The following is a 24,128-nucleotide window of genomic DNA, read 5'->3' on the forward strand; positions in this document are numbered from 1 at the left end:
ACCAATTTCTTCGCCGAAACCGAACAGATCGCCTTCCACCCAGGGCACCTCGTGCCCGGTATCGACGTCACCGACGATCCGCTACTGCAGGCCCGCCTGTTCTCTTACCTGGACACCCAGATCAGCCGGCTGGGTGGGCCCAACTTCGGTCAGATCCCGATCAATCGTCCACATGCACCGGTCAACGACATGTTCCGGGACGGAATGCACCAGAGCACAGTACATTCCGGTGTCGCCCCCTACAAGCCGAACTCCCTCGACGGGGGTTGTCCCTTCATGGCCGGCGCAGAGTCCGGGGCGTTCGTCGAAGTACCGGTAGCGCTCGAGGCCGGTACAAAACTTCGCGGCGCGCCAGCCACTTTTGACGACCATTACTCGCAGGCGCGTCTGTTTTACAGCAGTCTCACTGTCATCGAACAAGACCATGTGGCACAGGCGTACACCTTCGAACTAGGAAAGTGCTACGAACAAACGATCAAAGAACGAGCCCTCGGTGTGATCGCCAACATCGATCCCGACCTGTGCGCGAGAGTCGCCGCCGGGCTCGGCCTGCCGGCCCCGCAGCCGTCCGTCCCGTTCGACGACGCACCGATGCCTAGCTCTGCCCTGTCCCAGATCGGCGCGCAGTGGCCGGTTGCCGGCCGGGTGATCGGCATCGTGGCCGATGAGAACTCCGATCTCGCCGCGGTCACCGCAGCGGTGTCAGCTATAGCAGCCGACGCAATGGTGCCATTGGTGATCGGCCCCCACGGCGGTGAATTGGTCTCGGACTCGGTCACTGTTCCCGTCTCGCGCACCTTCGATACCGCACGATCGATCGAATTCGACGCTCTCCTGCTCGCCGGGGCACCGGCAGACCCACGAGTGAATATCCTCCTGTCGGAAATGTTCCGGCACGGCAAGGCCATCGGGGGCTGGAACGACGGGATAACACTACTCGGCAACGCTGGCATCGCTGATTCGGACGGCGTCGTGACCGGGGAGGACGGACCGTCGGCGCTCGAACAGGTAGTGACGCTGCTCGCATCGCATCGAGTCTGGAGTCGCCTCTGAGCAACGGCCGGTGAGTGGGCAGTTCCGATCGGCACCGCGGACTGGAAACTACCCACTCACCGCGCCCGCGACGGTGTCGTCGCGGGCCAGCGAACAAAAGTCGAAAGCGTCAAGATTTCAGCTCGAAGTCACGATCGATGGGTAAGTGACTGAATCTGAGTGGCGGCACGGCCACAGTTCTGAGTAGCGGCACAGCCACAGTGAAGACAGGATGACCCTTGCAGAAGCGACGCGCCTCACAGTCGGTGAACCTGAACGAGACTGAACAGTCCGACAAGAACGGACAGCGAAACATTCTCGCCCGGGCCATAACTGGGCCACTTCTTTTCATCTTCATACTCGGCGACGTTCTGGGCGCCGGAATCTATGCACTGGTCGGTGTCATCGCCGGTGAGGTCGGGGGCGCGGTCTGGGTGCCGCTCCTGGTAGCCCTGGCGATGGCGTTGCTGACAGCGACGTCGTATGCCGAATTGGTGACGAAGTATCCGCGCGCGGGCGGTGCCGCGGTGTTCGCGCAACGAGCGTTCCGTAAACCTCTCGTCTCGTTTCTCGTCGGCTTCTCGATGTTGGCGGCGGGAGTGACGAGCGCAGCGGGACTTGCACTGGCATTCTCCGGCGACTATCTCAAAGCCTTCGTTGACGTGCCCACTGTTCCGGCTGCACTCGTGTTCCTGTTACTCGTGGGCCTTCTCAACGCGCGAGGCATCAAGGAGTCGATGCGCGCAAATGTTGTCATGACAGTCGTCGAGGTCACCGGTCTGGTGCTGGTCGTCGTCCTCGCGTGCGTCGTGCTGGGGCGCGGTGACGGAAACTTGACTCGCCTCGTCGAGTTCGACGACAGCCGTTCCCCGGCATTAGGGGTGCTGGCTGCTGCGCTGCTTGCGTACTACTCGTTTGTCGGCTTCGAAACGTCCGCGAACGTTGCCGAAGAGGTGAAGAACGTGAGCAAGGTCTACCCCCGTGCCCTGTTCGGAGCTTTGGTGACGGCAGGCGTCGCCTACGTGCTCGTGGGATTCTCGGCTTCGGTAGTTCTGCCCGCCGATGAACTGGCCGAGTCGTCCGGCCCGCTGCTGGCAGTAGTGTCGGCGGCCGACGTCGGTTTTCCACCTCGACTGTTCAGCCTGATAGCGCTCGTCGCCGTCGCCAACGGTGCGCTGCTGACGATGATCATGGCTAGTCGGCTCACTTATGGAATGGCATCCGAAGGGTTGCTTCCCTCATCGTTTGCGAAAGTACTTCCGCAGCGACGCACCCCGTGGTTGGCAATTGTCGCCACCACTGTTGTCGCCATGGGTTTGTGTCTGACCGGGTCGCTGTCTGCATTGGCTGAGACGGTGGTGTTGCTATTGCTGGTCGTCTTTATCAGCACAAATATCGCCGTACTCGTTTTGCGTCGTGATGTGGTGAAGCACAGCCACTTCCGAGCGCCGACCATCTTCCCGATCCTTGCTCTTCTCACCTGCGTCGCGTTGCTCACGCAGCAGAGCGCGGCGACTTGGCTACGCGCCGCAGCGCTACTGGCGGTCGGGATAGTTCTCTACGCCCTCTCACACCGCGCCACGAAAAATGACACAACGAGCTCCAACGCGTAACCATAGGACGAGGTTTTCTGCTACCGCCGCGCTCCCGCGAGGAGGCTAGATTGGTGTAGCGGGTCCTGGCAACTACAGGAACGACGAATATTCCGACCGAGGAGTTTAAATGGCGAAGACGGATCGCAGCGACAAAACCCCGAAGGCTGGACATCCCGGCCCCAAAGACAAGGGCGAGGGCGGTGGTATGGCTACGCGCGAGCAAGCCGCGGAGTCTGCTCCGAACTCAACTGATGAAAAGAAAAAGCGTCAGTCATAGTCCTGATTGATCAATCGCTTTGGATCAGGACTTTCCCTGAGTCGGTGCCCAACGAACCGTCGACTGTAACCGATGTCGCGCGCGAAAATGCGAGGTACATGATTGATCGTCGAGTTGTCGTACAACTCCCACGAAGAATTCGTTGAGCGCCCGGAGTGGGTTGATCAGGCGTGGTAATCGCGCCGTTCGAATAGTGCGTTTCTCTGCCTATGGCGGCTGCTGGGCATCGATCGTAGCGCCGTTCGAAGCCCGGTCCGCAGTCGTGGGGCCGACGTCTCGGACTTGGACAAGATGGTGCGGAATTTCAGTTCGGAAGCAGTCTCAGGGGCGTCGTCGGCTGTCGCACGGAGAAATCGGTCGGGCAGAGACAGTTTGTGAATGGTGCGTAGGGTTAGAAGATACTGCCGTGCAAGGGAACCCGTGGTGTAGGGCAGATCATATTTTTCGCACAGCGCACGGACCTGGGTGGAGATTTCCGCGTAGCGGTTGCTGGGCAGGTCTGGAAATAGGTGATGTTCGATCTGGTAGCAGAGGTTGCCGCTCAGGAACGCCATCACCGTCCCGGCACGGAAGTTAGCTGAGCCGAGCATCTGTCGCAGGTACCATTCCCCGCGAGTCTCGTTCTCGAGTTCGGCGACGGTGAACTTCTCGGCGCCGTCGGGGAAATGCCCGCAGAAAATCACCACATATGCCCATACGTTCCTAAGCAGATTCGCGGCCAGATTCGCCGTCAAAGTCCGTCGCCACCGACGTCCGCTGAGGGCGGGGAAGAACAAATAGTCCTTGCCCATTTGCCGGGCGATCTTGCCGACCAAGGCTCGTGTATCGGCAGATTTTTCGGAGTCGGTGTCGGCGTGGTCCTGTTCGGAATACAGGCTGTGCAGGGCGATACCCCATTCGAACGTCGCCGCTAGCAACAGATTCCGCAGCGGCTGAAAGAGATTCCCCGGACGCCACGGCTGGTCCCGGGTGATGCGAAGCACGCCGTAGCCGAGGTCATCGTCCATCCCCACGACGTTGCTGAACACGTGGTGGCGATAGTTGTGGGAATAGCGCCACTGCGAGGAGAGCCCAACCATGTCCCACTCCCATGTGCCGGAGTGAATTTCAGGGTCGTTCATCCAGTCCCATTGACCGTGGGAGACGTTGTGCCCGATCTCCATGTTCTCGACGCTCTTGGCCACCCCGAGAGCCGTTGCCCCGATTACCCACGCCGGCGTGGTTCTGGTGCCGTGGATCAACAGCCGTGCAATGACATCGAGTACTCGCTGAAACGCGATGGTGCGGCGGATGTATGAGGCGTCCGCTCCGCCGAGCGATTCGGCGACTGCTCGGCGGATGTCGTTCAGTTCGTCGCTGAGCGACTCGACGTCTGCTGCGGCGAGGTGCGCGTATTCCTTGATGTCGGAAATGGCCATCAGTGTGTTCCTGCAGTGGTTCCCGCGGGTGTTGCTGTCGTGACACAGCCGCATACGGGGAGGCTGTCAGTAGTAGTGGCGCCGACCGGCCACTGCGTGGCCCATCGAGCCCATAATCTCCAGCACCGCTCCGATGACGACGAGTGCGATCCCGACATACAACAGGACAGGGACGCTGATCACCACGCCGACGATGGCGAGGATGATACCGAGAATAATCATGATGATTACCTGATTTCGGAGTTGAAGGAAGGTACGGTGCTCTGCACGACATGCACGGCGGGAATCTTCTTCCTCTAGGGCGCTTCGTCGGTGCCGACACAGCGCGTTGTCGATGATTCGATGACGTGCCGTCCGATCATTGTGTGATGCTGCGCCTAGCCGTAGCCCCAGATGTTCGACGGCCAAAAGGAATTCGACGGTCGAAAGAGACCACAGGTGGTCTTTCAAGGCTCACCGGGGCCCTCCTGGCCACTACGTTCAATGTCCAGTGAACGCCGTGTTTCCCCAGCTGTCAACGCTGTATATCTACGCTTCCGGCCTACAGTGTTAGGTAGTCGAAAGGAGACGGCGATGGCGAAGTCCCCTGCACGTGGCAGCAGCCGTTCCGTCGACGACGGCTCAGACGGTAGCGCACTCACCAAAGAGCGAATCCTGGTGTCGGCACTCGAAATTCTCGATCGTGACGGCATCGACGGACTTTCGATGCGACGCCTCGGAAAGGCACTCGGACGGGATCCGATGACTCTGTACCGACATGCACCCAACAAAGCAGCACTCCTCGACGGGGTTGCCGAGAAGGTCCTCGAACAGCTTGTCGTCGACACCGACGACAACGACTGGATGACCCAGCTTCGCTCGATCGCCCGGCACTTTCGTCGCTTGGCGCTCGCGCATCCTCACGTGGTCCCCTTACTGGTCACCCGGCCCCTTGCGACACCTCTGGGAATGCGACCGCCAGGAACCCTGCGTCCATTCGAAGACATCCTGAGTTTGCTCAGCCGAGCGGGTTTCAGCGCTACCGACGCGTTACGCGTCTACCGGGCGTTGTTCGGTTTCCTTTTCGGACATATCCTCCAAGAGCTGCAGGAGCTCGTCGAACGACCCGACGAAACCGACAACTTACTTCGCCTGGGGCTGAATCGGCTACCGATCGGGGAATTCCCGTTGGTGCGTGCACTCGCACCGGTTCTTGCGTCCTACGACGGCGCCGCCGAACTCGAACGGGGCCTCGATATCCTCTTCTCCGGTCTGACCTCCACACTGACCTCCCCGGAAGGACGGACAGATACCAATTAATCGACAGTGGTTCGATGCGCGGCCCGCGCATCGGAATTCCTGTCCTATGACTCCTGACCTCAGGTGTCGTTGGACTGGCTATTCGTTGGACAGCAGCGGTCCCAGCGGTCCGAGGTCGATGTTGAGGTCTTCGGGTGTGAGACCGAAATGCTCCCTCAATTCGGCCATTCGATCCTCGAGCAGCATCAAAGTCGTGCCGATGCGCTCGATCTGTTCGTCGCTGAGATCTCCGTGCTCGACACGGCGCAGCGCCTGGCGCTCCATGAGTTGACGCAGGAGTTCGACGAGCGTGAGAACCAGGGTGACCAAACCACGTTCGACTGATTCGGGGTCTGCGTCGATCCGCTGCGGTAGAACGCGGCGGCCGAGGTCTGGGTTCGCATCCGAGTCGAAGGCCCCCGGTTCAGTCATCGGTGATGTCCGGTTCTGTTGGATCAGGAACGAGCGCGCTAACCGACGCGATCAGGGTTCGAAGCGAGATCCGCACCATGTCGACATCTGCCAGCGAGAGAGTGATCTCGCCGGTGACGACAACTCCCCCGCCGAGCACCCGGTCGAGCAGGTCTACGAGAGCGATGCGACGAGTATCGTCGGCCGGGACCATCTCGCTCATCGAGTCACCATGTCGATCCCGGAAAATGAGTACGGGGGCCACGGTCCGGTCAGTTCCACTGTGATGCCCTCACGTTCGGCGTCGAGCGTCGCAACGAAGGTTGTGAAGTCGTCGACCCGATCGTCGTCCACAAGGTAGGTACCGTTGAAGATCATCCAGGCGCGTTTTCCGGACAGGACAGGATCGGTGACAGGCCGCCGGAGACCGTCGACGGCGCGTTGGAGTAGCGCAGCATGTAAGTCGTCTGCCTCGGCCGCTGCGCGGCGTTCCACGTTCTGTTGCGCAGTCAACTCGGCCCGGCGTCGAAGCAGATAAGCTGTTCCCTTTCCAGTCGGACTGGGCTCGGGTTGTTTCTCGGGTGATGTCTGCGCCAGCGCACGTGCATCGCCATAACCCTTGACTCCCCATTCGCTTCGCCCGGCCACGGAACGTAATGCGGCGCAGAACTTTTCACGCCCGACCTCGAGCAAACTGCGAATTCGGTCGTCGTCTAGGTACAGGGTGGCCAAGCGCAGCGGAATCGTGGGACCGCAGCGCAGCACGGCAGACACGACGCGCTCATGGGCTCGCGCGGTTGCTGCCAGCCAGTCGAGATCTTCGAGGTGCCGTCGCAGTGGAACCTCGCCGAATTCGTCGAGATCAACCGAGCCCACTACCGCCGCCAGGTCGGTCGAATGCACCACCCGCACAGCCTCACCCGCCACGCCGAGGACCCCGCTCAGGGACACGCCGTCGAGACTCTCGGACGTGATGGCGTAGAGCCACACGCCTTCATTTCCTGTCATCGTCTTCGTCCCAGCGCCGCGTCTCCACCTCGATCGGCTCGTCCGAGGTAAGTGCGGACTTCACTGACCTGTCGGCCTCGAGTTCGGCGATCCGTTCCCGCAAGCGTGTGTTCTCCAGTTCGACGTTGTTGTTCTTTCCGGTAAGCCAGGGATCGTGCTCCCACCAATCGATGCCCACCTCCTTCGCCGTTTCCAGCGAAGCGATCACGAGTCGCACCTTGATCGTCAGTAATTCGATGTCGAGCAGGTTTACCTGAATGTCCCCGGCGATCACCAGACCTTTGTCGAGCACCCGTTCGAGAATGTCCCCAAGGTTGGTCGACTGGCGCCCACCGCCCATGCCGCCACCTGAGACCTGTGGCAGGTTGCTCGAACCGCCGCCGGCGACGGTCATGACCGTCCGCCCATACCGTCACCCGCACCGCGGGCATAGCGGCGGGTTCTGCGATAGGACAGCAACTCTCCGTCCATATCCAACACCACCTCATATAGTGCGAGCATGTCCGTCGACGACGGGACGCGCCGATCCTCGACCACCTCCACTTCCACAGTCCAGCCTTCGTCGGTCGGCATCACCGACGTCGCACCCAACGGCTTCTTTCCAGTCAACTGCGTGATGTCGCGCAATGCGAGTTCGGCGACGTCATGTGCAGGCAGGGGCGGTGGCTCCTCTTCCACCATTGCGCATCACTCCTCCTCCTGAGTGATCGTCTGTCGAGTTGCAGCCATGTCGTCGAGGATGACCTGCTGCGCTTGTTGTTCCTCTTCCGCCGTGATCTCGCCCGCAGCCCGCGCTTCCTCCAACTCCTCGAGAGCGCGGCGTGCGCTGGCGGGATTGTGCAGTTCGTCCTCGACCTGTTGTTGAATCAACTCGGCCAGCGAGATCACCCCGCGCACCGGGGCGAGTGGCAACGTGACGATGAAGGAGAGCAAACCCATCGGTCAGCCCTCCGGTTTCTGTGTCACCACAAAGTCGTAGGCCGCGAGCGGGCCGAGCAACCGCATCTCGACCCGGCCGTCCCATTGCTGCGCCAACTCGCCGACAATGTTCTCGAGTTCGTCTTGTCGTGCGACCTCGACGAGCACCGCCACTTGCGCGGCTTCCTCCTCGTGCGTGGGTTCCCGCACATTGAGGAAGTCGGTCAGCGCTGTGAGCGCATCGACCACCGCGCGAGTGTCTTCCTCTCGCTTGGCCACGATGGCGTTGCTCACGATCTCACCGAGGGCCATCCGCGCGTCACGAGTGACCTCTTCGGGCTGATCACGGATAGTGTCCCGCAGCCTGCTCGCCTGTTCGTTCTCTTCGATAACTTCCCGTAGGATCGCCTTTTCGACGTAGCGCCCCTTCACGATGTACTGCGCGAGTCCTTCGAGTTCTGCCAATGCTGCGGCGAACTCGTCGGCGTGTGCTGTGAGTAATTCGTCCTTCACCGCGTCCGTGTCGGTGAGGACCGCCCCGAACCTCAGGGGAAGAACGGGTGCCACGCGAGCAGTTCCGTTCAACAAATTCGCGTGGGCTTGTAGGTCCTCGGGCTTACCCAGCCGTCTGTCTACCGAGATTTCGCTGACGAGCGCGGCAATGTCGCCGTGTGTGACTATGCTGACCGCTTCGTCACACACGCCGACTGCGTCCTCTCCGGCCTCCACATCCGCAGGCACGATGCCGTACACGTAGATCCCACTGGTTCGAGGCTCCTGGCGCGTGTCGGCAGCTTGGTTCGACGTAGACGTATTCGACGTGGACATCATCAGTCACCTCGGCTCGACTTGCGTGAAACTCGTTCGCGCTCAGGCTCTTCCTCGCCACCGCCGAGGATTCCGCCGAGCTTCTCGCCAGCTGCTTCGAGCGCGCCCTTGGTTTTCGATTTGGCACCGCTCTCGGTGACATCCCCAACCAAATCCGTCAGTCCCTTGGGTTCGTCGCCGATCTCGAGCCGATTCACCGCCTCCGCGAACCGCAGGTAGGTATCGACACTGGCGACGACTACGCGTGCATCAATGGTCAGCAGTTCGATACCGACCAGGGAGACACGCACGTAGGCGTCGATGACCAGGCCCTTGTCGAGGATGGTGTCGATGACGTCGGCGAGGCTACTCGAACTAGGCCCGCCGCCGACTGCGCCGCCACCACCTCCCGCGGGTTGTATCGACGTCATCGCCGTGCTCCCTGCTTCGCGCCCGGGGACTTTGCTGCCGCGGTCTTGCGTGGGCGGCCTCTCCGTGCCGGCGCCTTGTCCTCACTCGCGGGCGCAGTTTTGCGGGGGCGTCCTCGGCGTACCGGCGGAGACGGTGGCTCCTCCTCAGGTTCCTCGTCCTCGTCTGTTTCCTCAGGTTCCTCGTCCTCGGGCTCTTCCTCAGGTTCCTCGTCCTCGTCTGTTTCCTCGGGCTCCTCGTACTCGTCTGTTTCGTCGGGCTCCTCGCCCTCATCCAGTTGTGTTTCGTCCTCCTCGGCCTCCACGACCTGGCCGTCCCGGATTTCTCCGCGCCAGCCCTCGATATCATCGGGATGGAGAATGGCCTGCGTCATGACGTGACGTTGAAAGTGCTTGAGTTCCAACCGTGCTCGCCGTCCAGGTGCGCGCCACAGATTTCCCGTCTTCTCGAAGAAACCCTTCGGTTGATATTCGAGGATCACGAGGATGCGGGTGAGATCGGGCGTTACCTCGTGGAACGTCACCGCACCGTCGACGTAACCTTTGGCACCCTTCGAACGCCACACGATCCGTTCGTCGGGAACCTGTTCGAGGATCGTCGATTCCCACGTTCGGTGCGACAGGAAGACCTGGGCCTTCCACTCGAGTTTCTCGTCCGATTCCTGCTCCACTCGTTCGACCTTCTTCATGAACGACGGAAAGTCGGTGAACTGAGTCCATTGGTTGTAAGCCAGTTCAATAGGGACCCCGACATCGATCGATTCGATGATGTTGGTCAACTTGAGCTTCTTGCCCTTGCCTCCGCTCTTTGCGCCGTCCTTGCCTCCACCGTCACCCCCGCCGGTGACCGCGTCCTTGACGTCGGAAGCCCTGTCCTTGACCATCTGCTTGGCGCCCTCCCAACCACCGCTCACGGCAGACTTGAGGGGTGACTCACCGTCATCCGATTTCTCGGAACCGGTAACAGCGGCGAGCAACCCGCCGCCACCGCCCTCGGCGTAGTCGTTGAGCCTTTCCGAGGTGTTCGACACAGTTTCCGAGACCGACGACAAGGCACGTTCAGCCACCGCACCGAGTAGCTTCTGGAACGAGTCCTGCAACACGCTCGACGCACTGTGTCCGTCACCCGGTATAGCTTCTTGTAGTTTGTTCGCGGCGTTCGTCATCGTCATCATCTCCGTGAGCGTCGGACGGGCGCAGCGTCCGTTGCGGTTTTAGCTCGTGTTCTCTGACTGCTTTCGGTAGCCTCGTCACCTTCCTCGTCCTTGTCGGACTTGGTCTTCCGCGCCGTACTACTGGATCGGGTGCTGCTGGTGCTCGAGGTGCGGCGGCGCGTCGCCGGACGCTTGCGTGGAGTCGACTCCTCTTCGTCAGGTGCCTCGTCTTCTTCATCGTCACGCGTGTCGTCGTGCGAGTGAGCGCTTTTCTTGCGGCCGAGCCTCCGTACCCCGGCGACGTCACCGACAGTGTCGGAAACATCATTGACAGTGCCCGATACAGGGTTGCCGCCGGCCAACAACCGGTTACTCAGAGAATCGATGCGTTGACTGGCCGCCGTGACTGCTGCGGCCTTCGCTGCGCTGACCAATTCTTCCTTGACCACGCCGCCGATCTTGGCGGCCTCCGGCGATTTTGCCAGCATCTTGGTGCCGCGTTCCAGCAAGTCACGCGGTCCGCCGGGGAAGCGGCCAGTCGCGCCCGCGGCCGCGAGCATCAACGCCATCTTCATTCTGCGGGTGCGGCCTAGCATGTACCCCGCACCAACCGCCAATGCCACTTGGCCTTTAGCTTTCATTGTCGAACCCCTTCGCCGAGTAGTCATAGCGCACCTCTTGCCAATCGTCGGCAATGTGTCGCAGGACGGTCCTCGGGGTGGGCTGCACAACCGTGTGCGGCAAAGGTGCGCTTTTCGACTACCCTGCCCGTAGGACACTCAATCATCAGCAGAACACTGGATTCGGCCGATTGTTGCTTCCCGTTTCTGCACTAGGCGGCCATCGCCGAAATATGTGAGTCGTGCGTGATCACCTCCGCGATTGTGCCGATGGGACTGACGGGTGCGTTGTTGTTCAACAGCTTTCGACGGTAGTGGCCTATTTGGCGGCGGCTCGCACCGCTGCGATCACCCCCGCGACAATGAGCGCCAGCAGGAGGACGACGAGCAGCACCGGCCCGAGCAGGAGCGCGAGGACAAACAGGAGGATGACCATGGCTTTCGTCTTTAGGCTCAGTCCCGACACCATGCCTTTGACCGCGGGCAATACTGGATTCTTACCCGTCAGAACTGCCTGGACACCTGCGAGCCCCGCTGATACGCCCGGCCCGTGGGGTGTTGCCCCTTCGACAAAGGTCTTCGTCCTCTCCTGGAGCTTGCTCGTCACCGCCCCTACCCGATCCCGCACCGAATCAGCAAGGTGAGTCTGGGTTTTCAACCACTCGAGAGCGGCCTCGACCGACCGCCACACCGGACCACGATCAGTGCCGGTCGAGACGTCTTCGGGGGCAACCGTGGCACCTTGCTGTGATTGCCGCGGCTTTGATCGTCGTGTCGGCTCCGCGCGCTTTGATCGTCGTGTCGGCTCTTCGCGCCGTGGTAAGCCGCGACGAGATGCGACGGTGGTCGAATCCGCAGTCGCCTGCCGCGCCGCCAGGGCTTGCGAAGATCCCCACCCCAACCTTGGTGAAGCCTTCGACGTCCGCGCCGAACGCGACGTGGCGGACACACCTCGCGTGGCACTGCCACCGGCTCTACTGCTGCGTGCCGTGCCTGTAGTGGGTGTCGCGCCCGTACGTCGCGTCGCGGCCGGTGCAGCCCGTCCTCTCGTATTCTGTTGTGCACTCATACTTCTCGCCTACTCTCGCGTGCACAGGCACCTCGCAGCGCGATCCTGACGTGCACCAGGATTGATTGCTTATTACCCCAACTAATGACGGTGCGGGACCAAGTCAGTGCTTGAAGATGTGTTTGACCTTCTGGCCCGCCTCCTTGAGCTTGTCGCCGGCTTGTTTGGCCTGGCCCTTGGCCTGGTCTGCGCTTCCCTCGGCCTCCATCCTTTCATTTCCCAGGCTTTTTCCGACAGTCTTCTTGGTAGCGCCCCCGGCAGTTTCGGCCTTGTGTCGGATCTTCTTCACGATGCTCATGGCGTTTCTTTCTCTACGGCGATCGGCGGCCGAACGGTTTTGCCCAGTCGTCTTCCCCTGGATCGCCCATGGTGATCGACGTCGTAACTGCAGACTCCGAAGTTGCCCGCTATCGGATGTGCATGACTGCAGTTGCTCAACGGGCGCGCGACTGCAGCGGTCGCCGCGAAAACCAGGACGACCAGTCCGAAGACGATGAGCATGACGGCCTCCCGGCCATGGCGTAATGCCTAGTCAACGCCGCATTCTGCAGCGCGTCAACACCGTAGGTCTCGCTGATGGCCCCGGGGTGAACCGTCCGCGACACCAGGTCACTCAATTACGTTGATCAGCAGCGCGATTCCGTCATTTGTCCGGAGCGCGCAACAATGCGCGGACCCTCCGTATGAAGCGCCCCAAGTTTGCTACGCGTGAAATTTCGTTCGCTACATTTTGCGAACGCAGCGAGGATCGCCTCGGAAGTCTTGGTCCAGACGAAAGGTTTCGGGTTCTCCCATCTCCGCCGCGAGTGCTCACAGCTTCCGTACGCGCGATCCGGAACGCGCCCGCGGCGGACGCGCGTCGAGATAGGTCGCGCAGTAGGTGGTCACTGTGTGCGGCATTCGCCCGCCTCACAGACTCACCCGGGGGGCGTTTCCGGCCTCAGGAGCATACACCAGCATGAGACGCGAAAGTTACTGCACTACAATATGATATCAATCTAGTCGCGAAATACCTGCGGCGTTTCCGGAAGGTGCCGGCATGCACCTCGACATTGCGACAGGATCTTCACGATGATGTTGTCGACCCCTGCACCGGGCGGATTGTCGATCCTGACAGGGGCTGCGCTCGCCGTACGTCTCGGTGGCTTCACAACGAGAGGTCCCCCGCCCGGCGCCCCGGTAAACCCAGGAAGCAGCTAAACCATGCGTCACAACGTATATATGGGTTCGACTGCTTTCCTGGATAGGCTGACCAGTATCATCCCGCTTCGACGGACCGTCCCGTGTCAGGCGGTCGGTGGTACCTCGAAGCGCTCCCATACCCGGTGCGTCTTCAAGAGCTGGGCGACTGCGGCCAGAGCCGCTTCTGCATCCGCATCAACTCCGACGCCTGGTGCAGCCTCGTCGATACCGGCAGCAGCGAGCACACCCGTGTTCTCACCCCAAACGCCAATCGCCTTGCAATGTCTGTACATTTCGTTGAGAAGCGTGTCAACACGGGGATCCAGCTTGTCTTCGTCGATCCTGAACGCGTCACCGCTCAACAGGATTGCGTCGAACTCGATCGAACGCGCTGTGAGATACGTCCTCTGCACGGTCACCGCGTGCTTCCCCTCTCCGATCGTCCCTCCGTGCGGTCCGAGGACAAGCGGCACCATACCGGCGTCGACGATCTTCTCGCGCACAGAGGCGACGGTATCCAGATCGGAGTTCTCGTCGACGGCCAGCGCGATAATCCTGCCGTCGACGGGCCATTCCGCGCCCACTTGCGAGAGCGCTGGGCTCGGCTCCGAATCCTCCAGTGGCTCTGTAGGTTCGGGGACCTCGAGCCCGAGCCCCCTCGCCACCGTCTTGGCGAGCACTGGGTCGATGTTCGCCAAAATCTCCAGATTCCGAATCTTGATGTTCTCCTCGAAGCACTTCCCCAATTCGAAGGTATATGCCCCTGCGACGTGCTCCTGCTCGATCGGAGACAGACTGCGGTAGAACAGACGCGCCTGCGAGAAGTGATCGTCGAACGTCGCCGGTGCCTGACGCACCTTACGGCCTGAAACTTCTTCGGGCACTTCGATGTAGGCGGCGCTCTCTGCCGAGGCCAGAAACGGGCAACCCCCATCGAGCGAATTGGGATGGTACGGCGCTACCCCGGTGTGGACCCCGTCCTGGTGGAAGCCGTCGCGAAGCATGTCGTTGACGGGTACATGAGGACGGTTGATCGGGATCTGATCGAAGTTGGGACCGCCGAGACGCGTGATCTGAGTATCGAGATACGAGAATAAACGTGCCTGCAGCAGAGAATCATTGGTGATGTCGATACCTGGCACCAAATGGCCCGGATGGAATGCAACTTGTTCGGTCTCGGCGAAGAAATTGGTGGGGTTGGCGTCGAGTGTCATCGTTCCGATGATCTGAACCGGCGCAATCTCCTCCGGAACGATCTTCGTGGGGTCCAGCAGATCGATGCCTTCGAACATTTCGTCTTCGGTATCCGGAAACACCTGAACCCCGAGATCCCAGGACGGATACGCGCCGGCTTCGATGGCATCCGCGAGGTCGCGGCGATGGAAGTCCGGGTCTACCCCACCTGCTATCTGAGCTTCCTCCCACACCAGCGAGTGAACGCCTGCCGCCGGTTTCCAATGGAACTTGACCAAATTCGTTTCACCGTCGGGGTTCACGAGTCGGAACGTGTGGATGCCGAAGCCCTCCATCATGCGATACGAGCGGGGGATGCCTCGATCGGACATATTCCACAACGTGTGAGCGGTCGCCTCGGTGTGAAGGGAAACGAAATCCCAGAACGTATCGTGCGCGCTCTGTGCTTGCGGGATCTCACGATCCGGGTGAGGTTTCGCAGCATGAATGATGTCGGGAAACTTGATTCCGTCTTGAATGAAGAAAACCGGAATGTTGTTGCCTACCAAGTCGAAAACACCTTCGTCGGTGTAGAACTTAGTGGCAAAGCCGCGTGTGTCTCGCACGGTGTCCGCAGAACCTCGAGAACCCAGCACCGTCGAGAATCTCACGAATACCGGGGTCCTTGCGCCCGATGCGAACATGGCTGCTTTGCAAATACTTTCGGCTGCCCCATTAGCCAGGAACGTTCCGTGTGCAGCGGCACCACGTGCATGCACAACCCTCTCAGGAATTCTCTCGTGATCGAAGTGAGTGATCTTCTCGCGAAGGTGGTGGTCTTGAAGGAGGGTCGGCCCCCGCTCACCTGCAGTGAGTGAGTGGTCGGTCTCGTACAGTCGTGTCCCCGTTGCGGTAGTGAGATATTCACCCCTCTGCCCGCGGCCGTTACCCTTCACCTTCTCTTCTGCGCCCGCAACAGTGCGCACCTCAGGCTGTCTCTGGTCGTCCTTGGGAGGCAGCGGTTGGCGGGGCTTGACAGGCTCGCGCAGGTCCGGCGTTTGCGAGGATGGTGCGCCTGGGACGGATTCAGGTGACGGCATTGAACAACTCCTCTTGATTACAGGATGGATCGAGCAACCGAGCACTTCGGCTCAGGTACGCCCCGAACCGAGGGTGACGAGTGGGCCTCGACTATTGCTCGGACCGTTGTCGTGCTTGGTCCGCGGCCGCTTCCGCGCGAGCTTTCTCGGCTGCTGCTTCATTCTCGGCGACTTCCGCTGGCTCTCGGCCTTCTCCCGCTAGGCTCGTCCTTCCCGAGACAAGCTGTCGTTACCGCTGACCACACCAGAAGCTTCCTTCGCCTTGCCCTTGACGCCTTCGACGCCTACGCAGGGACTGCTCCTGTCCTCCGGCATGTGAATCCTCCAGTTTCGGTACGGAGACATATGTTGCGATTCATACACTCAAGGCACTACCCGAAGCTCGATCTGACAAACATCGGTGTCAGTCAAGGGATCGGCGCCGATGGCTTCTCTGAAGAATGATCATGACGAACTCCCATTGCACGAGCCTCACAAGATCCGGCGTTATCGGCATACCTCCAGATAGGCGCCTCAAACGCTGATGGTGCGCCAATGTGCACGCCATGCGGCCCGATTGACGTCACTCGACAAGACGATAGCCACGCTTGACGTGCTTTCCTTAATCGCCGAACGGCCACAATGGAGGATCGCCTGAGGCCAAGTAGATACGTGCGAGAATGCCTCATTCGACTCGATCGGGTCGGTATTGATCGGCCTCGGCGGTTCGATGCGCGTTCGGTTTTGCGGGTGGCGGGCGGGGTCGGTTGTTGGGCGGTGGCACCGCGAACGTTCAGGACGTTCGGGATCTCCATACGGGAAGCAATCTCAGAACATCGAGAGGCATTCGTACACATCAGCTTTCCCATTGCGACACGGTGGGATCAGCCCCGCAACGATGAAGATCGCTGGTATCGGAATTGTTTGCTCATACCGATTCCCCGCTCAGGGCCGTTTCAGTCAATTGCAGTGGGGGCCAGTCGTCGACGTCGCGAAGAAGTTGGCGATCGTGGGTGGAGAGAACGACCGCGGCGTAGGTCGCGGCCAATGCCTCGGTGAGTTCGTCGACGAGGGCGACTGAGAGGTGGTTCGTCGGCTCGTCGAGTAGGAGCACATGCGGCTTGCCGGCTAGTACCATCGCGAGGTCGAGACGACGTTGTTGTCCCATCGACAGTTCACCGATCCGCTTGCTCGACTCACGCGCGCGCAGGAGGCCGAGGTGCGAGAGCCCGATTGCATCGGACGGCTCGAGTGTCCCCGCTGCAATGAGCGCGTCGAGGTGAGCGGCATATACCTCACCCGCCCGCCTGTGCAGGGGCAGATCGGTTTCCTGACGGAGGTACCCGAGACGGGTGCCCTGCGACCTCCGGACGGAACCCGTACTCGGTTGCAGTTCACCGGCTATCACGCTCAACAGCGTCGACTTCCCGGCACCGTTGGGGCCGGCTACGACGAGGCGATCGCGGCGAGAGAGTGTAAAGGAAACCTGGCAGCCCAAGCGCGCCGCTACGCAGACCCGATCCGCACTCACCAACACCTGACCGGCTGTTGCTGCTAGTTCAGGGAACCGAAATTGCTGGGGTGGTTCCGGCACCGTCACCGCGTGCGCTTCGAGCTGCTCCTGGCGGCGATGAACGCTCTGCACGAGCCCGCCCGCGCGCGTCGCGCGACCGTGCTTGTTCGTTCCCTTCTCCGGTCGCCATCCAGATTGGAGACGGTTCTGCGCTGAGCTGAGACTGTCTTTCAGTCGGGCATGTTCGGCTTGTTGGTGGTCGTACTTCTGTTCCCAGAGTGTACGTTCGGCGAGGCGGCCCTCGCGGTAGCCGGCGTAGCCGTTGCCGTACAGGCGGATCCGGTCATCGGGTGAGGGGTCGAGGTCCACGATGGTCTCCGCAACATCGGAGAGCAGTGCGCGATCGTGGGTGACGACAACGACGCCTCCCTGGCGCTCTCGGAGCCGTACAGTCAGGAATTCGAGACCACTTCGGTCGAGGTGGTTTGTGGGCTCGTCGAGTAGCAGAAAATCGTCATCGGCACCCAGAAGGCAGGCCAAACGTACGCGGTATCGCTGCCCAACGGAGAGAGTGTCAAGCAACCGGTCAGGATCGGTTTCTGCGTCGAGCGCTTCGAGGGCTATGTGCACCCGTCGCTCGGCATCCCAAGCGTTCAGCACTTCGGCATATTCCAATGCGGCCGAGTATCGCTGCGCGCCGTCGGCGGTTCCATCGGATATCGCGAGTATGGCGGCGTCGAGTGACGCCAGCGCCGCGATCGATTCGGCTATCGCCTCCGCGACGGCTTGACCGACTGTTCGATCGTCGTGTGCCGGCATCTCCTGCTCCGCGACACCAAGTGTTCCGATGCGTTGCACCGTGCCGGAGTCAGGAGTGAGGGTTCCGTCGAGCACGTGGAGGAGGGTGGATTTCCCTCGCCCGTTCTCTCCCACAATGGCGATACGCGATGTAGGAGTGACATTGAGGTCGACGTGGTTCAAGACCGGGTTCGCACCGCGCATCACCGATACGTCGGAAGCGATCAGCTGGGCGCGTTGGCGCATGGATTGAGGGTTCGTAGAAGTGAGCATTCGGATCCTTAGAGAAGGCCCACCGGCTGCCAATGGCAAACAGGTACGCCGAAGACGGCGACCCCACGCAGGGGTCGATAACGAGCGGCCGCCGCAAGCTCGGATGACTCGACGAGCGCGGAAGGCCTTACTCAGCCGTCTTAGAGAAAGTACAAATGCACGTCCCAAAGGTAAATGTATTAAGAACCTTTTGCAAACGATTTAGGCGGTTCCGGCTTGGGCACAAGGGGACGCCGGCGGCTGGATGTCGTCTATTCCACTCGACCGAACGAGCACCGTCCCAAGGACAGAGTGCAAACCGAGGTTTCTGCCTCGAATCGCTTTGCGTGTCAATCGAACTCCTCGGCTGCGGCCGTGGTGAATACCTGTGAGTGCAAGTCGAGTTCGGCATCGATGGGTAGATGTGGAATGTGCACGGCGAAAAGCTTGACCTCGTCCGCTCTGATCGGTTGGTCGGGTCCGAGTGGCAACGGGTACCACCTGAAATCCTGGATGCTTGGGCCGCAATACTATTCACACCCACCTTGATCTGCGCCATCTACTGCATGAACTTCGACACCATGCCAGAGCTGCACTGGACGTTCGGATACCCGCTCGCCTTCGGTCTGATGCTGCTCGTCGCCCCGAGTGGAAATCTCGGCCTCGGTGAACACCGATAAATCTGTTGGCGAAGACGACGGCCACTGCTATTCTCTCCTCGAAGCCGTGCGAGAGAACGAGGAGGTGGTACCCGTGAACGTATCGACGTGGGTGCTCCTTCTCAGGGTCACGGTCGGGCGATAGGTCGTCCGGGAGCGCCGTTCAACGAGCACTCCCGAAAGGCACGACCATGCACTTCACTACCGAACGGCGCCTCGAAAACGGCAGCCTCGAACGCGATTTCACCCTCGGCGAGATCCCCGGCACCCTGTGGACGCCCACCTCTTCGCCGGCGCCACTGATCCTGCTCGGACACCCCGGCGGACTCCGCAAAATGTACCCCCGGCTGGCGGGACGAGCCCAGCACTGCGTGGCGAACGGCTTCGCCGCGGCCACCATCGAGCTCCCCGGGAGCGGTGCCCGGCCCCGATCAACCGAAGCCGAGCAGGCCCGCGCCGATCTACATCGGGCGCTGACGGCCGGCGAGCCGGTTGACGAGAAGATCATCGACCGACTGGTCCTCCCGCTGGTCGAGAAGGCGGTCCCGGAGTGGCAGACCACCCTGGACGCCCTGCTTGCACTACCCGAGATCAGTGGCCCGGTCGGGTACTCGGGTGGGGTGATCGCTATCGGTATCCGGCTGGCGGTGGTCGAACCGCGAATCGTGGCCGCCGGTCTCTTCGCCGGGAGTTTCGTGCCCCGCGTCATGTTCGACGAAGCCCGTCAGGTCACGATTCCGCTGCACGTTCTGTTGCAGTGGGACGACGAAGGAAACGACCGACAGTTGGCACTGGACTTGTTCGACGCCTTCGGATCCCAAGAGAAAACGCTGCAGGCCAACATGGGTGGGCATACTGGCGTCCCGCAGTTCGCGGGGGACGATGCCGGCCGGTTCTTCCTCCGCCACCTCCAGTGAGGCCTGAAGTGCCTACGCGAGTACACCGCCCGATCTCGAAAACCGTCTCGCTGCTCAATTCAGTTGTCGGGATCGACCGTGAGTGTGGGCACTCGAACAGCGAGTTGGCGGAGAATCCCATTGAGTGTGTCGGTAGCGTCAATCAACAGCAATTCTGCGGCATCGGGTGTTCGCCCGCGAGCTGTCAAGGTCATTCCAGAGCGATCAGGTGCCCGAGTCACGGTCAATGCTTTCGAGTAGTCGGATACTGTGCCACCGTGTGCGGCCGCGAGCCGATTACTCATCATCCCAACCAGTTCCGAAGAGTCGAAGCTCTCGTAGGCAATGTATCTGGATTGATACGTATCGACTACATGCGCAGACGGAGGAGGAACACTGAACTCTACGAACGCGGTCTTCGTGAAGGTGATCGCCTTTGTCCACCAGAGAAGTCCGAAGACGACTACCACAACAGCGATGAGCGCCAGCAGTACCGGGCGGAGTCGCTGCGAGTGAAATATTCCCATCGGTCAGTTGTACCGGTCTCCGTCATGGACGACGCTTTAGCGTGGACACCCTGGCACTCCGGCCATGTCGCATCGAACCATGTTATTGCCCGCCTCCATAGACCAAGACGGGCGGACAGCCCAGAGTCGGAACAATCGCAGATCAGGTGAAGTCGGCTGCCCCAGCGAGCCATTCGGTATGGTCCAGAGATGATAGTGCTTGGTGTGATCTTACTGATCGTTGCAACAGGTTTGAACTGGCTGTACGCAGTGCGGTTGTCGACGATCAATGCCGGGCGTCGGCTGCCGATCGTCACGGGGCAATACCCCATCAGGCCGCCTCTGCGTGTATCCGCTCTTCGAGGCGTCGGTGCCGGTGTTTCGATACTAGGTGCATTGATACTGGCACAAGAACTTTGGTTCGATCGGCCCCTACTTGGATCGCTTCTCTGTGCAGTCCTCGCGGTATCAGCCATTGTGGTTCCCGCACTGATCGGTACCGTTGCACACAACGGGCCCCTTCGTGCGCGGCCACAAACTAAAGCCTAGAGTTCTGCAGACTCCGCCCAACACAGAGAGATCCAGGCAGTAACAGGCCGGGGCGGGCACTGGGTAGCGTCGTCGGCATGAACCCGCTGAATGTCGCAGGACGCGCTCGCACGATTGTCATGCAGATCGACTAACGCATCAAGAGAACTTCACGTACGCATCGGAGTCACGTTCCCACGACAATAACCATGCCAGGTGCATACTCCTATAATGACCGTCGATTCCGAATTTGCTCTACCGCAGTTTCTTTGGATGGTGCTCATCTTCGTCGGAGTGCCCACGATGATCAGTGCAGGCATCATCTCGTCAATCTGGCGATCAGAGCGAACTAGACCCGAGCAATCGTCGAACCGATCCGCAGCTACGCAGCCAGCCGGCGGGGGTCCGCTGGGGCTGTGGACTACCGGCCTGGTCGCGTTCTTGCTGGGACTTCTGTCCTGTGTGGGCTGGCTGAGCTGGTCCGTCGACTATCGGGGCGAGTTCCGTCGGCCCGGCCTGCCGGCACCGACCCAGTTCCCCACTTGGCAGGTGGTCGCCTGCGGAATAACCGTGATTCTGGCATGTTTCGTCGCTGCACATTTCTCGCGTTGGACCACGGCAGGTGGTTTCGCCGCCGCTGTAGGTACGACAGCAGGATTCACGACCGCATTCAGCGTTGCAGCCAGTACTGATGCCACCGGCCAAGCAGGCGTAGGCGTGGTGCTGTCCGCGCTTGGATGGGGCGCTTGCCTAAGCGTGCTCATGCTCCTGCGTGGTATCTGGGTAAACCGACAACGCGACTAGAGATCCTATCCGGAGGTATTTGTTTACGGCGCAGGTCTTTCCAGCCCTTCCTCGATATGGTTGACGCCGTAGCCCGCAGATTCTCGTACAGCGAACCTGAGTCAAGTCAGCAGCGAAGGCAAATCATGCTTGCCCGACGCGGGTTCGGCCCGTTTCCCGGGAGTTGGCCACAAGCGGAAACGCATATGCTGCCATTTCGGCTTGATAATCAGCGACCGCTTCAACCAGCGACGCGTGAGGGCTCCTGGCTTCACAGAGCGTCCGGGTCAACTCGGACGCGTCCCGCATCGCGGTGTTTGCTCCCATCGCAAGTACCGGACTCATCGCGTGGATCGCATCGCCGATTAGCGTGACGCGACTCGGTTCCCAGTCGCGTACAGGCGCCGCGGTGGAGATCCGAAGAGGCAGAAGCGATTCGGTTTCCCAGAGCGCCAGGAGCTGGTGTATTTCCGGGTGCCAATTGTTGTCGATCAACTGTTCGGCCACATTGCGCAGGGCTCGGTGGTCAAGTTGGCGTAGCGCAGTGGCCGTCGGCATGGCGGGATGATCTGCGGGAGCGCCGACCATGAATGCGAGGTAGTCGTCGACGGAGGTCAGTTCGACGGGCGGGTTGCTGTTCATCCCCGCCACATCAGGCCGCTGTTGAAATTGCACCGGCCCCATCCCGATGTGGGGTTGGCCCGGCCCTCCGGTGACCACAGTGAAGATGCTCTCGAATACCCACTGGGGCAACATATCCGACATATCAGCGTTCAACGGTATCTTGCCGTAGATCAGGCGCAGCCCAGCGTCCTCGACTTCGGCATCCGGGAGCAGAAGCTTGCGCACCGAAGATCCGACACCATCGGCCCCGACCAACAGATCGGCACTCGCGACCCGGCCATCAGCAAACCGGGCAGTGACAGTGTCATCCGATTCCTGATAGCTCACCATGCGTGCCCCGTAATGCACGCTCTCGGCAAGGCTCGACAACAGGATCTGCCTCAGAGTGGAGCGATTGAACGACAGAGGACCAGTAGCGCCTGCGGAGCGACTCTGTGCGGCTGCAGCAGGATCGGACAGCACATCGAGATGGCGATTTCGAACAGTAACTCGCGGTGGCGGAGATCCCGCGGTGGCCAGCGACAACTCGAACAGATACGGGGGCAAACAGTCCTGCAAGCCGCTCAGACCGGGCTCGTCGAGCTGGATGCGGTATCCCTGCGAACGGGCACCCGGATGCGAGTCTCGTTCGTACACTGCGACATCAAAGCCGCACCTGATCAGGCCGTGTGCGAGCACGAGACCACCGAGTCCGGCGCCGATAATCATGACACGATTTTTTTGCATAGTCCTGCCTTCGTTTCTTTCTCACGAAGGAAGCACTGGATTCCACGGAGGGAATGACGCCACAAGGGCGCAGCTCTGAAGGACCATTCTGGAGCTATTTTTTGCGCGTTCCAATTAACGTGGACAGGTTAGCACCCGACGCACCCAGCACGTCAACACCAGAGCCACCCAGCCGCACGAACACCGATAATCGCGTCCAGCCCCACCGGCCCGCGCGCAGTTCCGCACGAATCACGATGGGCGCGAACGCCCTCCATCGACAATCAACGTTGTCCGAAACTGCCGCACAGAATCTGACAAGTCCTCCCACTTAGGCAACTACTGCCGACTGCCGACGAAATTTCGGCGAAGTCGAGTCTCACGCAGAAGCGAGAGGGTTTGTTCACCATCTCGTAATCGCATGTAACACGGCGATCATTCCTTCAAAGCAGGATTGCAGTCGCGACTCCAGTCGCATTAATGACACCTGACGGAGGATCACATGACCGCGCGCGTTGCTACAGAACTGCACCACGTTCCATCCACGACTCCGATCGAAACAATCGTCGAGTACCTGCGTCGCGACGGATACGTCATCGTCGACAACGTTGTTTCCCCGGAGACGATGGACACAGTGCAGTCCGAACTGGCGCCTTACCTGGACGCCACTCCAAGTGGCTATAACCCGATGATCGGAAAGAAAACGCGTCGTACCGGAGCGCTGATCGCTCGTTCGCCGGAGTGCCGCAACCTGATTCAGCACCCGCTGGCCCTCGGAGTTGCCCGATCTTTCTTGGGCCACGCCAGCGCCGTTCAACTCAACCTCACGCAGGTTATCTCCATCGATCCGGGGGAAAGCGCCCAAGCGCTGCACCGTGATCAGTCGGCGTGGGATTTCTTCCCCTTCCCCGAGGACTACCAGGTCCAGTGCAACACCCTGTGGGCAATGAGCGACTACACGGCAGAGATGGGAGCCACCCGAATCGTTCCGGGCAGCCACCTGCCAGGATCACGGCCCCAGAATCAGTACTCCGACGAAGAATGCGTGCAGGCAGAGATGGAACGTGGCTCTGTCCTGCTGTACAGCGGCAAGATCGTCCACAGCGGCGGCGCCAACCGATCCGTCGACACCCGCGCCGCCATCAACATCAACTACTCCGTCGGTTGGGTTCGACAAGAGGAGAACCAATACCTGTCCGTTCCCCTGGAGGTCGCCCGCACTCTCGATGACGAACTGCTCGGGCTCATGGGATATCAAGAAGGCGCTTTCGCGATGGGATATTTCCGGGACTTCGAGAACCCCTTGCGCGCCGTCCGCGGCGACGACTACGTCGAGTACGGCTTCGATGAGAGCACGCTCGCCGACTCGTCTTCCTCCTCCTTCTCCTACTTCATCGAGAGCAGCAAGTGAGGAG

27 protein-coding genes and 2 pseudogenes are annotated in these 24,128 nt (G+C 60.8%); 9 read left to right on the forward strand and 20 right to left on the reverse strand.

What is annotated here, in order from left to right; translation table 11 throughout:
• The 3 genes from R4P64_RS21095 to R4P64_RS21105 all read left to right on the forward strand — a co-directional run.
• Nucleotides 1-1,053: catalase (locus tag R4P64_RS21095; RefSeq protein ID WP_317822563.1), on the forward strand; the 1,053-nt coding region annotated here is incomplete at its 5' end.
• Between the two features lie 245 nt (nt 1,054-1,298).
• Nucleotides 1,299-2,645, forward strand: coding sequence for an amino acid permease (locus R4P64_RS21100; protein WP_051730248.1), 1,347 nt, complete (start codon nt 1,299-1,301; stop codon nt 2,643-2,645).
• 109 nt (nt 2,646-2,754) lie between these two features.
• A complete protein-coding gene (locus R4P64_RS21105) occupies nt 2,755-2,904 on the forward strand; it encodes a hypothetical protein (RefSeq protein ID WP_165826239.1) in 150 nt (49 codons plus the stop codon).
• Nucleotides 2,905-3,068: 164 nt separating this feature from the next.
• On the opposite strand, the gene R4P64_RS21110 is transcribed toward R4P64_RS21105, so the two are convergent.
• Both R4P64_RS21110 and R4P64_RS21115 read right to left on the reverse strand, forming a co-directional pair.
• Nucleotides 3,069-4,322, reverse strand: coding sequence for a fatty acid desaturase family protein (locus R4P64_RS21110; protein WP_033231552.1), 1,254 nt, complete (start codon nt 4,320-4,322; stop codon nt 3,069-3,071).
• Nucleotides 4,323-4,388: 66 nt separating this feature from the next.
• Entirely contained in the window at nt 4,389-4,544 is a 156-nt protein-coding gene (locus R4P64_RS21115) for a DUF6131 family protein (RefSeq protein WP_092802765.1), read from the reverse strand.
• A 351-nt stretch (nt 4,545-4,895) separates the two neighbouring features.
• On the opposite strand from R4P64_RS21115, the gene R4P64_RS21120 reads away from it, so the two are divergent.
• Nucleotides 4,896-5,621, forward strand: a complete 726-nt coding sequence (locus R4P64_RS21120) for a TetR/AcrR family transcriptional regulator C-terminal domain-containing protein (RefSeq protein WP_033231553.1) — start codon at nt 4,896-4,898, stop codon at nt 5,619-5,621.
• A 78-nt stretch (nt 5,622-5,699) separates the two neighbouring features.
• Here the strand turns inward: R4P64_RS21120 and R4P64_RS21125 are convergent, their stop codons facing one another.
• The 12 genes from R4P64_RS21125 to R4P64_RS21180 all read right to left on the reverse strand — a co-directional run bounded on the left by R4P64_RS21125 (nt 5,700) and on the right by R4P64_RS21180 (nt 12,313).
• The gene (locus tag R4P64_RS21125; protein ID WP_045064356.1) at nt 5,700-6,032 is read right to left on the reverse strand and encodes a gas vesicle protein K; all 333 of its coding nucleotides are present in this window, start codon (nt 6,030-6,032) and stop codon (nt 5,700-5,702) included.
• Nucleotides 6,025-6,234: a gas vesicle protein GvpJ gene (gene gvpJ, locus R4P64_RS21130; protein WP_033231554.1), complete on the reverse strand. Its 210-nt coding sequence runs from the start codon at nt 6,232-6,234 to the stop codon at nt 6,025-6,027. The genes R4P64_RS21125 and gvpJ (R4P64_RS21130) overlap by 8 nt, the downstream gene beginning before the upstream one ends.
• A complete protein-coding gene (locus R4P64_RS21135) occupies nt 6,231-7,019 on the reverse strand; it encodes a GvpL/GvpF family gas vesicle protein (protein ID WP_095886922.1) in 789 nt (262 codons plus the stop codon). The genes gvpJ (R4P64_RS21130) and R4P64_RS21135 overlap by 4 nt, the downstream gene beginning before the upstream one ends.
• The gene (gene gvpJ, locus R4P64_RS21140) at nt 7,006-7,413 is read right to left on the reverse strand and encodes a gas vesicle protein (RefSeq protein WP_095886923.1); all 408 of its coding nucleotides are present in this window, start codon (nt 7,411-7,413) and stop codon (nt 7,006-7,008) included. The genes R4P64_RS21135 and gvpJ (R4P64_RS21140) overlap by 14 nt, the downstream gene beginning before the upstream one ends.
• Nucleotides 7,410-7,700 carry a gas vesicle protein gene (locus R4P64_RS21145; protein WP_045064361.1) on the reverse strand — a complete coding sequence of 97 codons (291 nt, stop codon included), beginning with the start codon at nt 7,698-7,700 and terminating at the stop codon, nt 7,410-7,412. Before R4P64_RS21145 ends, gvpJ (R4P64_RS21140) begins: the two co-directional genes overlap by 4 nt.
• 6 nt (nt 7,701-7,706) lie before the next feature.
• The gene (locus R4P64_RS21150) at nt 7,707-7,958 is read right to left on the reverse strand and encodes a gas vesicle protein GvpG (RefSeq protein WP_033231558.1); all 252 of its coding nucleotides are present in this window, start codon (nt 7,956-7,958) and stop codon (nt 7,707-7,709) included.
• A gap of 3 nt (nt 7,959-7,961) precedes the next feature.
• The gene (locus R4P64_RS21155; protein ID WP_045064364.1) at nt 7,962-8,765 is read right to left on the reverse strand and encodes a GvpL/GvpF family gas vesicle protein; all 804 of its coding nucleotides are present in this window, start codon (nt 8,763-8,765) and stop codon (nt 7,962-7,964) included.
• A gap of 2 nt (nt 8,766-8,767) precedes the next feature.
• Nucleotides 8,768-9,175 (reverse strand): gas vesicle protein GvpJ, encoded by a 408-nt coding sequence (gvpJ, locus tag R4P64_RS21160; RefSeq protein WP_045064366.1) that lies wholly within the window; start codon nt 9,173-9,175, stop codon nt 8,768-8,770.
• Nucleotides 9,172-10,347, reverse strand: a complete 1,176-nt coding sequence (locus R4P64_RS21165) for an SRPBCC family protein (protein WP_411742695.1) — start codon at nt 10,345-10,347, stop codon at nt 9,172-9,174. Before R4P64_RS21165 ends, gvpJ (R4P64_RS21160) begins: the two co-directional genes overlap by 4 nt.
• Entirely contained in the window at nt 10,344-10,967 is a 624-nt protein-coding gene (locus R4P64_RS21170; RefSeq protein WP_317822572.1) for a hypothetical protein, read from the reverse strand. The genes R4P64_RS21165 and R4P64_RS21170 overlap by 4 nt, the downstream gene beginning before the upstream one ends.
• Before the next feature lie 298 nt (nt 10,968-11,265).
• Nucleotides 11,266-12,015: a hypothetical protein gene (locus tag R4P64_RS21175; protein ID WP_317822574.1), complete on the reverse strand. Its 750-nt coding sequence runs from the start codon at nt 12,013-12,015 to the stop codon at nt 11,266-11,268.
• A 103-nt stretch (nt 12,016-12,118) separates the two neighbouring features.
• Nucleotides 12,119-12,313 (reverse strand): CsbD family protein, encoded by a 195-nt coding sequence (locus tag R4P64_RS21180; RefSeq protein WP_033231564.1) that lies wholly within the window; start codon nt 12,311-12,313, stop codon nt 12,119-12,121.
• A 68-nt stretch (nt 12,314-12,381) separates the two neighbouring features.
• On the opposite strand from R4P64_RS21180, the gene R4P64_RS21185 reads away from it, so the two are divergent.
• The gene (locus tag R4P64_RS21185; RefSeq protein WP_155276674.1) at nt 12,382-12,540 is read left to right on the forward strand and encodes a hypothetical protein; all 159 of its coding nucleotides are present in this window, start codon (nt 12,382-12,384) and stop codon (nt 12,538-12,540) included.
• A 761-nt stretch (nt 12,541-13,301) separates the two neighbouring features.
• Here R4P64_RS21185 and R4P64_RS21190 read toward each other — a convergent pair.
• The 4 genes and pseudogenes from R4P64_RS21190 to R4P64_RS21205 form a co-directional block, all read right to left on the reverse strand.
• On the reverse strand, nt 13,302-15,470 hold the full coding sequence (locus tag R4P64_RS21190; RefSeq protein WP_317822576.1) for a catalase: 2,169 nt from the start codon (nt 15,468-15,470) through the stop codon (nt 13,302-13,304).
• Nucleotides 15,471-15,561: 91 nt separating this feature from the next.
• Nucleotides 15,562-15,785 (reverse strand): annotated as a pseudogene (locus R4P64_RS21195) (CsbD family protein).
• 592 nt (nt 15,786-16,377) lie between these two features.
• Nucleotides 16,378-18,033 carry an ABC-F family ATP-binding cassette domain-containing protein gene (locus tag R4P64_RS21200; protein ID WP_317541023.1) on the reverse strand — a complete coding sequence of 552 codons (1,656 nt, stop codon included), beginning with the start codon at nt 18,031-18,033 and terminating at the stop codon, nt 16,378-16,380.
• A gap of 329 nt (nt 18,034-18,362) precedes the next feature.
• Nucleotides 18,363-18,503, reverse strand: coding sequence for a hypothetical protein (locus R4P64_RS21205; RefSeq protein WP_317822904.1), 141 nt, complete (start codon nt 18,501-18,503; stop codon nt 18,363-18,365).
• 18 nt (nt 18,504-18,521) lie between these two features.
• Here R4P64_RS21205 and R4P64_RS21210 point away from each other — a divergent pair.
• Nucleotides 18,522-18,692 (forward strand): annotated as a pseudogene (locus R4P64_RS21210) (CorA family divalent cation transporter); the annotation flags it as partial.
• Between the two features lie 170 nt (nt 18,693-18,862).
• On the forward strand, nt 18,863-19,588 hold the full coding sequence (locus tag R4P64_RS21215; RefSeq protein ID WP_141484974.1) for an alpha/beta hydrolase: 726 nt from the start codon (nt 18,863-18,865) through the stop codon (nt 19,586-19,588).
• Nucleotides 19,589-19,647: 59 nt separating this feature from the next.
• Here the strand turns inward: R4P64_RS21215 and R4P64_RS21220 are convergent, their stop codons facing one another.
• A complete protein-coding gene (locus R4P64_RS21220) occupies nt 19,648-20,094 on the reverse strand; it encodes a hypothetical protein (RefSeq protein WP_092802797.1) in 447 nt (148 codons plus the stop codon).
• A 738-nt stretch (nt 20,095-20,832) separates the two neighbouring features.
• Between R4P64_RS21220 and R4P64_RS21225 the strand changes: the two genes are divergently transcribed.
• Complete coding sequence (locus tag R4P64_RS21225; RefSeq protein ID WP_033231571.1) at nt 20,833-21,405, forward strand: hypothetical protein; 573 nt, start codon at nt 20,833-20,835, stop codon at nt 21,403-21,405.
• A 123-nt stretch (nt 21,406-21,528) separates the two neighbouring features.
• Here R4P64_RS21225 and R4P64_RS21230 read toward each other — a convergent pair whose 3' ends face one another.
• Entirely contained in the window at nt 21,529-22,716 is a 1,188-nt protein-coding gene (locus R4P64_RS21230) for an NAD(P)/FAD-dependent oxidoreductase (RefSeq protein WP_317822579.1), read from the reverse strand.
• A gap of 499 nt (nt 22,717-23,215) precedes the next feature.
• On the opposite strand from R4P64_RS21230, the gene R4P64_RS21235 reads away from it, so the two are divergent.
• Nucleotides 23,216-24,124, forward strand: coding sequence for a phytanoyl-CoA dioxygenase family protein (locus R4P64_RS21235; protein WP_317822581.1), 909 nt, complete (start codon nt 23,216-23,218; stop codon nt 24,122-24,124).
• Nucleotides 24,125-24,128: the final 4 nt, after the last annotated feature.

The sequence above is a fragment of the Rhodococcus sp. IEGM 1366 genome, assembly GCF_033142425.1.
Taxonomy (GTDB): Bacteria; Actinomycetota; Actinomycetes; order Mycobacteriales; family Mycobacteriaceae; genus Rhodococcus_F; species Rhodococcus_F globerula.